Source organism: Dolichospermum sp. UHCC 0406 (genome assembly GCF_009712025.1).
Taxonomy (GTDB): Bacteria; Cyanobacteriota; Cyanobacteriia; order Cyanobacteriales; family Nostocaceae; genus Dolichospermum; species Dolichospermum lemmermannii.
Genome location: NZ_VILA01000014.1, coordinates 164,732 through 179,377 on the forward strand (window position 1 = coordinate 164,732; position 14,646 = coordinate 179,377).

Annotated in this window: 15 protein-coding genes and 3 pseudogenes; 8 read left to right on the forward strand and 10 right to left on the reverse strand. The window is 37.8% G+C overall.

Annotation, left to right across the window (positions count from 1 at the left end):
• Positions 1-201 precede the first annotated feature (201 nt).
• The 3 genes and pseudogenes from FJR09_RS11770 to FJR09_RS26160 all read left to right on the forward strand — a co-directional run.
• Complete coding sequence (locus FJR09_RS11770) at positions 202-1,110, forward strand: MoxR family ATPase (RefSeq protein WP_015083692.1); 909 nt, start codon at positions 202-204, stop codon at positions 1,108-1,110.
• 439 nt (positions 1,111-1,549) lie between these two features.
• Positions 1,550-2,323 (forward strand): annotated as a pseudogene (locus tag FJR09_RS26155) (6-carboxytetrahydropterin synthase); the annotation flags it as partial.
• Between the two features lie 30 nt (positions 2,324-2,353).
• Positions 2,354-2,818, forward strand: a pseudogene (locus FJR09_RS26160) (6-pyruvoyl tetrahydropterin synthase family protein); the annotation flags it as partial.
• A gap of 259 nt (positions 2,819-3,077) precedes the next feature.
• On the opposite strand, the gene FJR09_RS11790 reads toward FJR09_RS26160, so the two are convergent.
• The 6 genes and pseudogenes from FJR09_RS11790 to FJR09_RS11815 all read right to left on the reverse strand — a co-directional run bounded on the left by FJR09_RS11790 (position 3,078) and on the right by FJR09_RS11815 (position 6,994).
• Positions 3,078-3,308, reverse strand: coding sequence for a type II toxin-antitoxin system VapB family antitoxin (locus tag FJR09_RS11790; RefSeq protein WP_041458611.1), 231 nt, complete (start codon positions 3,306-3,308; stop codon positions 3,078-3,080).
• Between the two features lie 32 nt (positions 3,309-3,340).
• Positions 3,341-4,318, reverse strand: a complete 978-nt coding sequence (locus FJR09_RS11795; RefSeq protein ID WP_168653690.1) for a PrsW family glutamic-type intramembrane protease — start codon at positions 4,316-4,318, stop codon at positions 3,341-3,343.
• Positions 4,311-4,712: pseudogene (locus FJR09_RS11800) on the reverse strand (methyltransferase domain-containing protein); the annotation flags it as partial. The pseudogene FJR09_RS11800 and the gene FJR09_RS11795, both read right to left, overlap by 8 nt.
• 94 nt (positions 4,713-4,806) lie before the next feature.
• A complete protein-coding gene (locus tag FJR09_RS11805) occupies positions 4,807-5,940 on the reverse strand; it encodes a HetZ-related protein 2 (protein WP_168653689.1) in 1,134 nt (377 codons plus the stop codon).
• 305 nt (positions 5,941-6,245) lie between these two features.
• A complete protein-coding gene (locus FJR09_RS11810) occupies positions 6,246-6,593 on the reverse strand; it encodes a carbon dioxide-concentrating mechanism protein CcmK (RefSeq protein ID WP_015083688.1) in 348 nt (115 codons plus the stop codon).
• 89 nt (positions 6,594-6,682) lie between these two features.
• The gene (locus FJR09_RS11815; RefSeq protein ID WP_015083687.1) at positions 6,683-6,994 is read right to left on the reverse strand and encodes a carbon dioxide-concentrating mechanism protein CcmK; all 312 of its coding nucleotides are present in this window, start codon (positions 6,992-6,994) and stop codon (positions 6,683-6,685) included.
• Positions 6,995-7,248: 254 nt separating this feature from the next.
• Here FJR09_RS11815 and FJR09_RS11820 point away from each other — a divergent pair, with 254 nt between their 5' ends.
• Positions 7,249-8,130: an alpha/beta fold hydrolase gene (locus tag FJR09_RS11820; RefSeq protein ID WP_015083686.1), complete on the forward strand. Its 882-nt coding sequence runs from the start codon at positions 7,249-7,251 to the stop codon at positions 8,128-8,130.
• Positions 8,131-8,180: 50 nt separating this feature from the next.
• Here the strand turns inward: FJR09_RS11820 and FJR09_RS11825 are convergent, their stop codons facing one another.
• The gene (locus FJR09_RS11825; RefSeq protein ID WP_015083685.1) at positions 8,181-8,693 is read right to left on the reverse strand and encodes a hypothetical protein; all 513 of its coding nucleotides are present in this window, start codon (positions 8,691-8,693) and stop codon (positions 8,181-8,183) included.
• A gap of 215 nt (positions 8,694-8,908) precedes the next feature.
• Between FJR09_RS11825 and FJR09_RS11830 the strand changes: the two genes are divergently transcribed.
• Positions 8,909-9,280 (forward strand): zinc ribbon domain-containing protein, encoded by a 372-nt coding sequence (locus FJR09_RS11830; RefSeq protein WP_168632372.1) that lies wholly within the window; start codon positions 8,909-8,911, stop codon positions 9,278-9,280.
• A gap of 25 nt (positions 9,281-9,305) precedes the next feature.
• Here FJR09_RS11830 and nblS read toward each other — a convergent pair whose 3' ends face one another.
• On the reverse strand, positions 9,306-11,276 hold the full coding sequence (nblS, locus tag FJR09_RS11835; RefSeq protein WP_015083683.1) for a two-component system sensor histidine kinase NblS: 1,971 nt from the start codon (positions 11,274-11,276) through the stop codon (positions 9,306-9,308).
• 345 nt (positions 11,277-11,621) lie between these two features.
• Here nblS and FJR09_RS11840 point away from each other — a divergent pair, with 345 nt between their 5' ends.
• Genes FJR09_RS11840 through FJR09_RS25845 form a run of 3 tightly spaced genes read left to right on the forward strand, consistent with a single transcriptional unit; the run spans position 11,622 to position 13,061 of the window.
• A complete protein-coding gene (locus FJR09_RS11840) occupies positions 11,622-12,215 on the forward strand; it encodes a cytochrome b/b6 domain-containing protein (RefSeq protein ID WP_015083682.1) in 594 nt (197 codons plus the stop codon).
• A 25-nt stretch (positions 12,216-12,240) separates the two neighbouring features.
• Positions 12,241-12,948, forward strand: coding sequence for a molybdopterin-dependent oxidoreductase (locus FJR09_RS11845; RefSeq protein ID WP_015083681.1), 708 nt, complete (start codon positions 12,241-12,243; stop codon positions 12,946-12,948).
• Positions 12,930-13,061, forward strand: coding sequence for a hypothetical protein (locus FJR09_RS25845; protein ID WP_256370249.1), 132 nt, complete (start codon positions 12,930-12,932; stop codon positions 13,059-13,061). Before FJR09_RS11845 ends, FJR09_RS25845 begins: the two co-directional genes overlap by 19 nt.
• A 37-nt stretch (positions 13,062-13,098) precedes the next feature.
• Here the strand turns inward: FJR09_RS25845 and FJR09_RS11850 are convergent, their stop codons facing one another.
• Positions 13,099-13,359, reverse strand: a complete 261-nt coding sequence (locus FJR09_RS11850) for a hypothetical protein (protein WP_168654088.1) — start codon at positions 13,357-13,359, stop codon at positions 13,099-13,101.
• A 6-nt stretch (positions 13,360-13,365) separates the two neighbouring features.
• Entirely contained in the window at positions 13,366-14,616 is a 1,251-nt protein-coding gene (locus FJR09_RS11855) for a hypothetical protein (protein WP_015083679.1), read from the reverse strand.
• Between the last annotated feature and the right edge of the window lie 30 nt (positions 14,617-14,646).

A 14,646-nucleotide genomic window follows, 5' to 3' on the forward strand; every position in this document is an offset into this window, starting at 1 on the left:
TTAAAAGTAAAACCAGTTCCAAAAAATTTGTTTTTTGACTTTCCTCTCCTTGCGTCGGTGGTTTAGCAACTCCAGAAATCTTTAATTCTTATGCTGGATTAAGCTTGTTACGTGGGAATACTGTAGAAAAGGCTAAACTATTAAACAAGTTTTTAGTCAAAACTCAGAAGTAAGCCTTCTCCATTTCCCCCCAGGTACTGCATGAGAGAAAAAATTGACGCTTTAACACAAAATTTGGCTCGTACCATTGTTGGTAAACATGAAGCCATCCGCTTAGTCATAGTAGCTTTACTTGGTGGTGGTCATGCTTTATTAGAAGATGTCCCCGGTGTCGGTAAAACCCTCTTAGCCAAATCTCTAGCTCGTTCTGTAGATGGTAAATTTCAACGGTTACAATGTACCCCTGACTTACTCCCCACAGATATCACCGGCACAAATATTTGGAATCCTAAAACTGGGGAATTTACATTTCTACAAGGTCCTGTATTTGCTAACGTCCTCCTAGCGGACGAAATTAACCGGGCTACACCCCGTACCCAGTCGGCTTTGCTGGAAGTGATGGAAGAACATCAGGTAACAGTTGATGGTGTTTCTCGTCTAGTTCCTCAGCCATTCTTTGTGATTGCTACCCAAAACCCCATTGAGTATCAAGGGACGTTTCCCCTCCCAGAAGCCCAAATGGACCGGTTTATGCTGTCTTTGAGTTTGGGCTATCCTTCGGAATCAGAAGAAATGCAAATGCTGCAAAATCTGCAAGCAGGTTTAAAAGTTGCTGATTTACAGCCTTGTATTACTTTAGAAGAAGTCCAAGCATTACGCCAAGCTTGTTCCCAAGTCAAGGTAGAAGCATCTTTGCAACAATACATTTTGGAATTGGTGCGAACTACTAGACAGGATGAAGAAATCACTCTTGGTGTGAGTCCTCGTGGTACTGTGGCGTTACAAAAAGCTTCCCAAGCCTTGGCTTTTATCTTAGGTAGAGAATATGCTCTTCCTGATGATGTCAAGTTTCTTGCACCGCACGTTCTTTGTCATCGTCTGATTCCTAGAGGGGGAAGAAATGCCAAAACTATAGTTGAACGGTTATTGCGATCTGTGCCTATCCCTTAATATAAAATATCATGGGAGGTAGAGCCTCCCAAAAAGCGGATTTTTTCGGGTTTTTTATGTCAATTTTGGAAAAGAACATCTTTTTTCTGATTATTAAAACTTATACCTTGTCTGATAAAAACAACAAAAACTTATAATTGCATCTTGATAGAAGAACTAAGAAGTCCTGATTTTGCCTTTTGCCACTTTTTCAGCAAACCCTAAGAGGTTGTTTGAAAAGTATTATATGAAACCCATAATCTCCAAAAACCTAACCCCCCTTCCCCCCTTCCCTACAAGGGAATGGGGTTTTTAAAGCCTCTCCCCTGGTAGGGGAGAGGTTTGGAGAGGGGTCTGTTTCCACATTAAAAACTTTTAAAACATCCTCTAAGTAACAAATTGGTTTATGCTGTAAATAGTGAAAGTTTAAGAAATATTAAGTTCTCCTCCTCGTATAATCATGCAATGTATTGTTAATCGCCGCGATCAGTTTTCAGCAGTTGGTCGGTATTGGTTCCCAGAACTGAGTCAAATTGAGAATTTAGAAAAATTTGGTGCTTACTCAAAATTTCCCGGACACGGACACAACTATGTCTTGTTCATTTCCATGATTGGGGAATTAGATGAGTATGGTATGGTGCTGAACCTGTCTGATGTCAAGCACGTCATCAAAGAGGAAGTTACCAGTCAACTAGATTTTTCCTATCTGAATGATGTGTGGACAGAATTTCAACAAACTCTCCCCACTACGGAAAATATGGCGCGAGTGATTTGGGAACGTTTAGCACCCCATTTACCTTTGGTGCGCGTCCAGTTATTTGAACATCCTCAACTTTGGGCTGATTATCAGGGAGAGGGAGAAAAAGCTAATTTGACTATCAGGACTCATTTTAGTGCTGCTCACCGTCTAGCTCCTAACCTCAGTGTTGATAAATATGGTAGATGTACTCAGACTCACGGTCATAATTATCATCTAGAGGTGACTGTGGAAGGGGAAATAGACTCCCGTACTGGCATGATTGTGGATGTAGCTGCTTTAAATCGAGTGGTGGAAGATTATGTGGTGAGAATATTTGATCACTCTTGTGTGAATGAAGATATTCCTTATTTTGCCGATATTGTACCAACTACAGAGAATATTTCCCGTTACATTCATGGTCTTTTAGAATCACCCATTGATGAATTGGGAGTGAAACTAGCCAACATTAAACTGTTTGAAAGTCATCAACTTTGGGCAGATTATCCGGGTAAAGATAGGTCAGGCTATCTGAGTATTAGCACTCATTTTAGCTCTGCTCATAGATTGGCACACCCTGATTTGAGTTTGGCAAAAAACACGGAAATTTATGGTAAATGCGCTCGTGTAAATGGACATGGACATAATTATCAATTGGAAGTAACGATAATTGGGGAAATTGATTCCTCTACGGGTATGGTTATTGATTTGGGGGCTTTAAATCAGATAATTACAGATTACGTGATTGAGCCATTTGATCATACTTTCTTAAATAAGGATGTTGCTTTCTTTAATCAAGTTGTGCCGACTGCGGAAAATATTGCTCTTTATATTAGTAATACTTTGCGATCGCCTATTCAAGAATTGGGTGCAACTCTTTACAAAGTTAAACTGGTTGAAAGTCCTAATAACGCTTGCGAAATCTATGCGGCTGATTCTGAATCCATATCTGTTAATGCAGCGGTAAGTCAACCAGTATTGGCAATAGTTTAAACACATCCAGATCCCCGACTTCTCAAAGAAGTCGGGGATCTATATTCCTAACTCCTCTTTTAATTCAGCCAATGTTTGAGGAGTTTCCATTTCTGTTTGGGTCCATTCTAAAGCCCGAAATAAACGTTTAGCGTTTTCAGGTGATCTTAACTACTTAAAAATATCTGTTCCATTGGTTGCTGATTAAACCATTGACTAACTTGGGGGTTGGGAGCTTTTTTAACAAACTCAGACATTACACAAGTATCAATTAGATAAGTCATAGTTCAAAATTCCTGCCTGTGTCTTTATCACGTTCAAACAATGAGGCAATATCATCTTCGGCAGATTCATCATCTATAAAACGTAATCGCTCAAATAAAGGCAGTTCTTTTTTTTGTTGCTGCAAGTAATTGGATAATATTTTAATGACTGCTTCCTGTGCATTTTCATAGTGACTGACTGCGATAATTTCATTAATTAATTCATCATCTATTGTGATAATAGTCATTGTTTTGTTCTCCGTTATTTTCATAATGCTAATTATCGGTTAAACAAATGCCGACGACTGGCTAAACTGCGTAAATAGCGATAAATTAACCAAGCTAAAAGTCCTAAACCAAAATTGAATAATAGTTCTTGGACTATAAACCAGAAAATTTTCGGATCAAACCAAAGTTCCCACCGCAAAGGACTAATTTTTCGGGCTAGAATCAATAATCCAAATAGAGAATTTCCGCCTAGTGATAGGATTAACAATACTAAACCCCTTTGCCAAGTGCGAGCGGAGGATGTATGTCCAGAAATTAACACTAAAGGATGTTTTCTCTGGAGTTTTCGCAGTAGTTGTTCCCACCGCCAAAACATCCATAATAGTAAAGGAAATAACCCATAAATGAGTAAATTTGTGGGCTGCGAAAACCTCACAGAAATAGATAAAATATTGACTAAAGCATGAAAGCAAACAGAATTTAACCAAGCGATAAAAATTAAATCCCGATCTCGATTTAACCTTCTCCTAGCAGAAATATATATCCCTAAAGCGTACCCCCAAGGAGCAGAAAACATCGCATGAACTGGAGTACCAATAATGCGGTCTAGAATTGAAGATGTGCCGTGAGATAAATAAATCCAGGTTTCTTCCGCAGTGAAACCTAAAGCCACGGCTATGGTAAATAAAAAAACTGTAGTAGCTCGGAGATGATACTGACGTTGTAAATAGCAAATGGGCAGAATAACTGCTACTAATTTACAACCTTCTTCAATGGGAGCGATCGCTAATATTTGCCGAAAAACGACACCAGAAAAATGACGCTGGATCTGTTGCCAGTCTAAAACCCGGTTAGCTACATTTTCCATAGCCCATTCCCAGCCCAGAGCAGCAAAACCAGAGATAGCGCCAATAATGAACAAAATCAATAAATTTAACCACGGTGGGGCAGCAGGAGTTCTGCGGTAGTAAAACCACAAAAACAGCAGGGGGGGGATAACTGCCCACAGCACTAAATATAAATTAGCCACTCACCTGAGCAATGATAGTACGGTGACGAGGACTATTGCTAGTAATAGTAGGAGATTGGAAACCTGCCCCAATTAGGGCTTGTTCAATGTCCAAACTAAAATATTCATCTAAATAAGGTTCGGTACTTTTGAGCAGCGTCAAAATATAAGTTGGCATTTTTTTGTAATTTTCCGATTTAGGATTCATGTCCGTAGATTCAGATTGATCATGTACCCAGTTGATTTGGGCAAGACGACGTTGTTTAGTCCGATAGTTAGCTACAGCTAGAAGGTAAGGAGATAAGTCTAAACCAGTAATTTTGGCTTGGGGATATACTACCTGTAAGGCGAAGGTACTTAATACCACTGGACATCCTAAGTCTAATATATCTTGCGCTTGGTGAGAAATCTGTGCAATTCATTTTTGTCTTTGACACTCTTTTTAACTTATGACATATTTACCAGATTTGAGGCTATATTTAGTGAATCTGGCATTTTCTCAATTTATGCTAATTTTGAATTCTCAGGGTTTGGGCTGCAAGATAAACTTTTGTCCATTCACCTAGAACTTGATGGGTTTTCAGTTGTAGTTCTTGGGCTATGACTTCTATGGAGTTACCTGCTTTGCGGAGGTTGAGGATTTGTTGTCCTCTGGGAGTGATTTTTTCTGGAAGTTGTTGCCATTGGGTTTCTGTTAGCCCTAAATTATGTTCTTCTAGGGAAATGGACAACCAGTTATCAATTAGTTCTGGTTGGCCTTTAATGGCAAAGACTCGCACGGCATGATAACTGAGTTTTTCTCGCAGCCGATATACTTCTTTAATGGGTTTGTTGAGTTGTTTGGCAATTTCTTCTTGGGATTTGCCTTGCAGATATAAGCGCAACCAATCTACTGCTTGTTGTCCAATATTTTCTAATAAGTATTGTTCAAATTCTTGCTGTACAAGTTGACGGTTAGCTTGTTGTTCTTCTAAGTGTTGGGTTTCTTGATATTGAGCGATCGCTTGATTATCAACTAAGCTAATCGGATTGTCGTTATTTTCTGTGAGAATTTCCTCAGAAACAAGTTTCACTAATTCGCTAGTAGGTACTTGTGTTAAGCCTCCTCGCTGAATTCGCCGCAGGTAGTTAACAAAGCGGTACATTAATATCGGTTGATTCCGAACTGGACGCAAACAATATTCTTCTATGCTGGCAAATAGTAACGTATCCCGCAATCTTTTGTCCGTTGTGATTGCGGTAATGTGAGTCATTTGTTGTTGGATATATGAGTCACTTTGCATCAGGTCTTGGAGGACTTCTTGCAGGACATCAATAACGCTTCGTTGGCGATCGCGGCTGAGAGATATCCACATCTGAATTTTGTTTCTTACCGCCACTACACTACTCAAGCGGCTAATGAGTTGACGATAAGCCTTTTCTCTGCTCATACCTAAATAGCGTTTGTGCAGAATTCGCCACCGATATTCCATTGCTTGTTTAGCAATTTCTAGTTCTTTGGGGTTAAGTAGATCAAACCGTGCTAAATCCACTCCCAAAAGCCAATTCAGAATACTTTGTCTAGTAGCCTGACTTTGTTCTGGACATTCTGTAATTAGTCGCTGTTGCCAATATTGAGCTAAATTTACCCCATTTTGTGTCATAGCAACATTGCGCTCCTTGAAATTAGATTTAGCGATTTAGTAGCAGGTAATAACTCCTAATTGATTCGTTCAATAGACCGTAATATCAAATTAAGATGAAGCTACATTGAATAATATTTCAAGAATAATTAACCGCAGATAAACGCAGATTAAGACGGATGAATTAATGGATTTGATGTAAAGATTCAGACGTTATGGGATTACGAACATAATAATATTGTGGACTATTGATGCAAGTTGCTATTTAGGGAAAGAGGGAATAGGGGTTTATTACCTATTACCCATTGCCCACCTAATAGATGAAATTAGATCCTAGCAGCACCGATAATGGGATTTTCCACAGATTCTCGATACTGTTGAACGTCTGCTGTATAAGCAATTGGCAATACAGCTTCTACGTTTTCATGGGGACGGGCAATAATTACCCAAGATTCGAGAGTACCACCATGAACTTTTTCTACAGCATCCACACCAGCAGCCATAGCGGCTTTAACTTCGGAAACGTCACCACGAATATTGACGGTAAAGCGAGCGCTCCCAACTCTGATATAACCAACGAGGGTAACTCGACCGGCTTTTACCATTGCGTCTGCTGCTGCGAGAACGGCGGGAAAACCCTTAGTTTCTAATGATCCAACTGCCTGTGATGACATTTTTAATCTCCTGTTTTGAATATAAAGTTATCGGTTGCTACAAGTTAATTTTTATGAAGAAATGCTTCAATTTTTCATAGCGAACTTACTTAGAAAATACGGAAAGGTTCAGATTTGGAGGTGAAGTGGATAGGTAAGACTGTTTCCACATTTTCCGGGGGATTGGGAATAATGTAGTGGGTAATAACCTCACCGCCATAAACTTCTTCACCAGCAACAATTCCAGCGGCTACGGCTGTTTGCACTTCCGCAACGTGGCCTCTGACAGCAACTATCATGCGACCACTTTCCGCGATACCGTAATAAACAATCGTGACACTAGCAGCTTTGACCATTGCGTCTGCTGATGCTAAAACCGCAGGAAAACCTAATGTTTCAATTGCGCCAACTGCCATTGGCATGGCTTAAATCTCCTACTATCGGGATAATTGATTCCTATTTTACGTGGATTGTGTCCCTATTTTAATTTTTGCGGAAATTTTCTTTTTTAATTGGTGACTGGGTATTAGCTAAGGGACTTGCAAGAAATAAATTATCTCAATAAACGAACCACAGAGGCACAGAGAACACAGAGAGAGAATTTTTGCGTCAGTTTTGGGACATTTTTTTATTTGGGAGTCCCTAAGGTGATCCGCACTGATGTAAACTGGAGTTTATGTTTCCAAGTTTTCTTCCTGCCGCAGTTGGGCAACTCACAGAACCAACATCCATCGCTTTGGCTCAAAATATCCAAAGTCAGGCGATTATTACTCATGCCGCCAATGAACCCATTAATACCACTTATGTCCAACAAGGTTATGGTGGTACACCGATTTTATTAATTCATGGTTTTGATAGTTCGGTGCTAGAATACCGCCGACTTTTGCCTTTACTAGCTGAAAAAAATGCAGTTTGGGCCGTAGATTTATTGGGATTTGGTTTTACAGATAGATTACCGGGGATTGCTTACAGTTCGGTCACGATTAAAAACCATCTCTACTCATTTTGGCAAACCCTGATTAACCAACCTGTGATTTTGGTGGGTGCGTCTATGGGTGGGGCTGCGGCTATAGATTTTACCCTCACTTACCCAGAGGCGGTAAAACAACTGGTATTAATAGATAGTGCGGGTTTGAAAGGTAATTCCCCATTAAGTAAATATATATTTTCACCTTTGGATTATTGGGCGACGGAATTTTTGCGAAATCCCAAAGTCCGTAAAAGCATTTGTCGAACTGCATATAAAAACCCAAATCTGATCTCCGAGGATGCTTTGTGCTGTGGAGAATTACACTTACAAATGCCTAATTGGACTCAAGCCTTAATTGCCTTTACCAAAAGTGGCGGTTATGGTGCTTTTAAATTTCCCCAACTTGCCAAAATTGCACAACCAACTTTAATTTTATGGGGTGATAGTGATAAAATTTTAGGAACTGGGGACGCTCCGAAATTTGCCAAAGCAATTCCCCAAAGTCAGCTAATTTGGATTAAAGATTGTGGTCATATTCCTCACTTGGAACAATCACAAATTGTCGCTGAACATATATTAGAGTTTTAGCAACAAGATCCCCGACTTCTTCAAGAAGTCGGGGATCTAAATTCTTAACTTCAATCATACAACCAAGTATTTTTGGAAAAATCCTCACTGTCTTGATTGGGTTTTTCTTGAAGTCGTTCTATTGACCTATGAGATTTTTTGTATTGAATGGATTTGGAAATTTGACTAGCTTGTTGACTAAGTTGTGAATGAGGTTGTTGACTAGGTTGTTTTAAACCCTTGATTTCTTCTAGTAACTGAGAGTTGGAATCTGCTAGTTGTAAAGCGGTTTGTTTTGTTTCGTAAAGTTCATTTGTCAAACGTTCTACCAATGCTTCTTTTTCTGAAAAAGCTGTTTGTAAATCACTAATTTGCTTGATTAAAGTAGATTCTTTTTGTTTTAATGTAGAAACTGTTTGCTGTAATTCTTTAATACTGGCTTCTAGTTCTAACTGATTATTATCCGTTTGTACTTGGGTTTCCAATACTGCTTCAGCCGAAACTTCAATTACAGGTTCATTTTGTAAGGGTATAAATTTTGTGGTTTCTTCTTGTATTAAGTTAGAGAGATTTTTTTTAGGCATTACTTTATCAACTCCAATTACGCCGTCATTATTTAAGTATACGTCTGGAAGTGACAATAAAATCTTATATTCCCAATTTCTTTGCAAAATCAGATTTCAAGAATTATTGACCGCAGATAAACGCAGATAAACGCAGATAAATACGGATGAATTATTGATATTAGTGCAGATAATAGATAAAATCAAGATGTTTAATTACCTATCCTTTTTCTGTTTTGGCTACTATATCTTGTCCTCGTTGTCATCAAATTATTGATAGTCAAGCAATTACTTGTCCTCAGTGTCGGCTATTGCTGAAAGCTTATGGACATCCTGGTATTCCTTTGCACCGCGCTCAAGGAAATGATCATCTATGCGACAGTTGTAGCTATCACTTTGATCATACCTGTAACTTTCCTCAATATCCCTATGCTCAAGATTGTACTCTCTATCAAAATATAGAAGAAAGTGAATTAGAATCGCAAAAGCAAAATTCTAATTATAACTTGAGTACAAGGGTTAATAATTGGATAAAACGCCATCAAACTTTGTTATTAATACTAACTTTGTTATTAGTTTGTTTATTAATAACCTTGTTCAACTCTTGATATAACAGAATCACGAAAACTGCCCTTAAACTGTCTTTACTTCTAAGTTTTCTGGCATAATTTCCCCAGTTGATGAAATCTCTTCCGCAAATATTTCTAAATCAAACCAAAAAGTAGTACCAATACCAACTTCACTTACCAAATTAACTTGACTATGATGTCTGTCCATAATGTTTCTGACAATTGATAAACCTAAACCTGTTCCTTCTAGAGTATGAACTCTATTTTCTACACGAAAGAATCGGTCAAAAATTGCCTGTTGATCTTCTGGTGCGATACCAATTCCTGTATCACTAATTTCAATTCTCACTTTACCAGAATGATGCTGAGAATGAGAATTAGCATCTAGTTGATAAGCACGGATAACTACCTTACCACCAGCTAGACTGAATTTAAGAGAATTACCAATTAAATTCCCAAAAACTTGCAGTAACAAGTCATAATTTCCTAGAACAAAAGGTAAATCATGAGTCAGTTCCTGGCACAGTTCAATCCCTTTATCTTTAGCATTAAGCTGATAAGTCCGTAATGTCTGTTCTATTGCTTGTGGTAAATCTACCTTATCAAAAGTGTAATTCCGACCAGATTCAAGTTTTGATAAATCTAAAACATCATTAACCAAGCGGGTGAGTCTATCAGTTTCATTATTAACTGTTTGCAAAAATTCCTTGCGTTCATCAATACCTAAATCTTCGCCATAATCATGTAAAGTTTCAATATAGGTTTTGATGTTAAATAAAGGAGTCCTTAATTCATGGGAAATATTGCTGATAAACTGGCTTTTAGCTTCATTTAGTTCCACCTCCCGGCTAATGTCTTGGACAGTGATAGCTATACCTTTAATACTTTCCCGTTGGAGGTTAAGAACTGTGGTTAAAACAATGCGAATTGTGCGTTGAGTAGGTTGTTTGAGGAGGATACGAAATTCAGCACTTTCACATTCACCTGCTGCCATTTCATATAAAGTCCGGGATATTTCCATTTGGACAGTATGGGGTAAGTGATGGAGTATATTACTACCAACAACATCCACACTTTCCCAATTAAAAATCCGTTTAGCAGTGGGATTAACTAATATTACTTGCATATTATTATCAATCAAAACTGCACCATCAGCAATGGTGGAGACTAAGGTTTCTAATTTAGCTTTTTCGGCAGTTAATTCTTCAATATTTTGTTCTTCATAACGTTCTAGCCGTTCTGCCATTTCATTGAAGCTGAAAATTACTTCTCCTAGTTCACCACCGAGAGGGATATCTATGCGCTGTTTAAAATTTCCAGCCGCAATTTGTTTAACACCTACTAGCAATTCTTTAATAGGTTTAGTAATAGTTAAAGCATTAATTACTCCTGCTAAAATCACCATGACCCAAATTGTGATAAAAACGGCAATGGTAACATCACGGGTGAAATTAGTGGATATGACTGCGATTTGGTTAGGGTTAATACCAACTGCTAATACACCTAAGTATTTTTTATCTACTATTAAAGGCACAAATACATCTGTAACTGCACCATCGGGGGTGTTATGCTGCCTAACCATTGGTTGATCTTGATTGTCAGAATAATCTTCTGGTAGTTGGATATGGCGCTTAATAGTGAGGGAGTTTTCTACCTCTGGTTCCCAAAAAGGAAGACCAAAAAACATTTGCCCAGTTTCATCAGCGTATAACATATAACGCACGCTAGAAGTGGCACTGAAAAAACGTTGAGAAAATTGGGCAACTTCAGTTAAATTGTGATCAGCAATTAGGGGGGCTACATTTGCGGCCAGGAGTAATCCTAAATCACGACCAAAGCGGGTATCATTGAGACGTGCATCTTGCTGAATTGTGTTTACAGCCCAGAAGGTCAAACCACTCATGACCAAGGAAACCATGAGGGTGGCGACGGCTAGGAGTTTGGTCTGAAGGGTAAACTCTGACCACCAATTGGCGAGTGCTTTTGATGCACCAGAGGCGAATTCATCTCGGAAATTTGTAAAAAGAGCCAGCATCTTAAAATACGGTTGTTAGTAGTTCGTTGTTTTCTATCCCAAAAACTAAAAATTGCCAGTTAATTTTCCAAACGTGCTAGGAATTGGCAGGAGGGACAGGGGACAGAGGAAAGAATATAGTTGATCTTTTACCTCTTCTTTTCTAATTTAACTATGTTTTTGGAGTAATCGTAAAAACTTAGTTGCAAGAAAGGTAATGTGATGGGACTATTACAATGTAAAATACGTAATCATCTAGAATCCAAAATTAAGAATATTTCAACGTTCTAGGGTTAACAAACATTCTCACTCAGTCAATTATCCCCAAAATACTGATAACGTAATTAAATTTTTCCTATTCTATCTATGAATTCTCCGGAAACACCACGTAAATCACCCACCCAAGCAATAGGGGCAAAAATTTTCCACTATTGTAATTTCATCAGCTTATTTATTATGATCACCAGTGGATTGCAAATTTATAATGCTAATCCTGTTTTTGGCGGACGTGGTGGATTATATATTTTCCCCCTGTTTACTTTAGGTGGTTGGTTGGCTGGAGGTAGACATTGGCATTTTGCAGCCATGTGGCTATTTTCTCTGAATCTTTTCTGCTATGGAATTTATATTTTCGTTACCCAACGCTGGAAAAATAGATTTGTTAGCGAAAAAGATATCAAGGCATTACAAAAAAGTCAAAATCACCAACGTTTAAATTATGCTTGGCATCGAATTATTTATACAGCAATCATTCCTATTTTATTACTGGCAATATTTACAGGCATAGGAATGTACAAACCTGCTCAATTTTATTGGATAGTTGATATTTTTGGCAGTTGGCAAGCATTAAGAATTGTCCACTTTGCTGCTGTACCAACAGTGGTAATATTTGTCTGGCTTCATTGGAAGTTAGGGCAGAAGGTAGGGGGAAATCCCCTGACAAAATCTATATTTTTGTAAAAAATAGCAGAATTTAGGCATCAAAATGAATAATCATGAATTTACCCGAAGAAGGTTTTTACAACTTTCTGGTTTATCGAGTATGAGTTTATTACTTGGTGGTTGTGGTACACCTATATTTGCAGATTTAGTAGGGAAACTTTCTGAACCTCTCAATCAGAAATTTGAAGAATTGATATTTCAGCCTCAAAAGCCAGTTCCAGAATTTTTACCTAATCAAATTGAACCAAATAAGTTAATAATTAATAGTTTTAAATCTACACCAGTTATTGATCTAGCAAAATATCGTTTAATTGTAGATGGTGAAGTAAATCATCCGCTGAGTTTGAGTATGGCAGATATTCAAGCTTTACCTCTCACTTCTATGATTATTCGTCATGTTTGTGTAGAAGGCTGGGCGGCAATTGTGCAATGGGGTGGCATTCGTTTGCGGGAAATTATCGCCCTTTCTCAACCTAAATCCTCGGTTAAATATGCCTATTTTAAATCAGCAGATGGTTATTATGAAAGTTGGGATATAGCCTCAGCTTTACACCCACAAACCCTATTAGCTTATCAAAAAAATGGTGCAGCTTTGCCTGTGGAAAATGGTGCGCCTTTGCGGTTAGCTTCACCCATTAAACTTGGCTATAAACAAAGTAAATGGGTGACACGAGTTACCCTCACCAGTAAATTATCAAATGCTCAAGGTTATTGGGAGGATTTGGGTTATGAATGGTTTGCAGGATTGTAAATAAAGTAGGAGTCAGGAGTCAGGAGTCAGGAGTCAGGAGTCAGGAGTTCAGGAGTCAGGAGTCAGGAGTCAGGAGTCAGGAGTCAGGAGTCAGGAGTCAGGAGTATGGCTAACGCCACGCTTCGCTATCAGGAATCAGGAGAAAGAAAATTATCTAATTACCACTGACAACTGACAACTGACAACTGACCACTGTACGGGCGAAGCATTTGGAGAACTATTTTTGGCAATGACGGATAATTTATCTTCCAAATGCGACCACTGTACGGGCGAAGCATTTGGAGAACTATTTTTGGCAATGACGGATAATTTATCTTCCAAATGCGACCACTGTACGGGCGAAGCATTTGGAGAACTATTTTTGGCAATGACCGATAATTTATCTTCCAAATGCTTCGCCCCTACTGACAACTGACTTTATTTTTTCACTAAAATATAGGCATTTGTATATTCAGGTAATTTTTGAATATATTGCTCAAAAGCTCTTTCACTGGTGAAAGTTCCTGCTAAAAAATCAAGTTGATAAAGATTAGGTAAAAATGCTCCACCTGTATCGGCAATTATGCCCATTTTTAAACGTTTCTGTCCACTCTGATTATCTTCAATGACAATTATTCTTCCTAAACCAATATTGAGAACATCCCCAGCAAATGTTACTCCTGGTTTAATGGATATTTTGGCATCTATTTTATATCCATAGCCTTTAATTGCATCAACTTCTTTAAAATACCAATAACGTGTTTGTGCAGTTGCTTTTAAGCCCCGAATATAGGACATTCCATTATTTCTATCTACGTTTAAAAACTCTTTAGTTCCATCTGTAAAATTAACTAATACTGTTCCCTGCATGAGTGCTGCTTCTAAACCACTGCGAGTTAAATAAGCAATTGGTTTAACTTTACCAAATTCTTTACCTCCAGGTTCATAAATACCTGATAAAACATCTTGTTTTGTATATTGGGTGTAAAATTTTTCTTGGCTTACTTCTTCGTTAATAGCGTAGATTGGCGTATTATATGTAGAAGTTTTTTGTCGAGAACCGGGATGAATAAAAGCTGCATATTTAGTAATTCTTAATTGTTTCTGCTGCGGATTTTCTGGGTTATGAGCAGACCATTTAATTACGCGAAAATTGGCGTTAATAAAGTTAGGATTTTGTAACCGAGTTGTTCGCTTATTAGAAATGTCTTCTTCTAAGACGACAATCATAAAATCTAATGTTTTCAGAATATCTTTAACGGTAACTCCTTGAGTTACTAAGATGCCTGTGCGTTGAATATCGGGATCTTCTTGAGAGTATTTCTGAAAATATTGTCTAGTATTTGTGAGTACGGTTAACAAATCAGCTTGATGAAAATTTATGGGATTATTTGGTAATTTCCCTATTTTTAATACTTGATTAGAATTAACACTATATTGATATTTTCGCCATTCATTGATGACTGAATAAAATGTGGATCTTTCATTACTTTTGGATTTTATATTAGATATTTTCTGCGGAGATATATCATGAGTAAATCCTTTAGTTGGAGAATTTACTATTTGGGATAATGATAAATTTTTAACAATCTGTTGTTGTTGAATTGGCTGTTTATTAAGAAAAATCACTACTAATAAGCTAGTAATAAATACTGTGACTTTTAATTTTTGATTAAAGATGATACGCATAATTCATGAACATAAACAATGATTACCCCC

Coding starts and splice junctions, on each gene's coding strand:
- FJR09_RS11770 (WP_015083692.1), top strand. CDS start 202: ATGAGAGAAAAAATTGACGCTTTAACACAAAATTTGGCTCGTACCATT.
- FJR09_RS11790 (WP_041458611.1), bottom strand. CDS start 3,308: ATGACTATTATCACAATAGATGATGAATTAATTAATGAAATTATCGCA.
- FJR09_RS11805 (WP_168653689.1), bottom strand. CDS start 5,940: ATGACACAAAATGGGGTAAATTTAGCTCAATATTGGCAACAGCGACTA.
- FJR09_RS11810 (WP_015083688.1), bottom strand. CDS start 6,593: ATGTCATCACAGGCAGTTGGATCATTAGAAACTAAGGGTTTTCCCGCC.
- FJR09_RS11815 (WP_015083687.1), bottom strand. CDS start 6,994: ATGCCAATGGCAGTTGGCGCAATTGAAACATTAGGTTTTCCTGCGGTT.
- FJR09_RS11820 (WP_015083686.1), top strand. CDS start 7,249: ATGTTTCCAAGTTTTCTTCCTGCCGCAGTTGGGCAACTCACAGAACCA.
- FJR09_RS11825 (WP_015083685.1), bottom strand. CDS start 8,693: ATGCCTAAAAAAAATCTCTCTAACTTAATACAAGAAGAAACCACAAAA.
- nblS (WP_015083683.1), bottom strand. CDS start 11,276: ATGCTGGCTCTTTTTACAAATTTCCGAGATGAATTCGCCTCTGGTGCA.
- FJR09_RS11840 (WP_015083682.1), top strand. CDS start 11,622: ATGAATTCTCCGGAAACACCACGTAAATCACCCACCCAAGCAATAGGG.
- FJR09_RS11845 (WP_015083681.1), top strand. CDS start 12,241: ATGAATAATCATGAATTTACCCGAAGAAGGTTTTTACAACTTTCTGGT.
- FJR09_RS25845 (WP_256370249.1), top strand. CDS start 12,930: ATGGTTTGCAGGATTGTAAATAAAGTAGGAGTCAGGAGTCAGGAGTCA.
- FJR09_RS11855 (WP_015083679.1), bottom strand. CDS start 14,616: ATGCGTATCATCTTTAATCAAAAATTAAAAGTCACAGTATTTATTACT.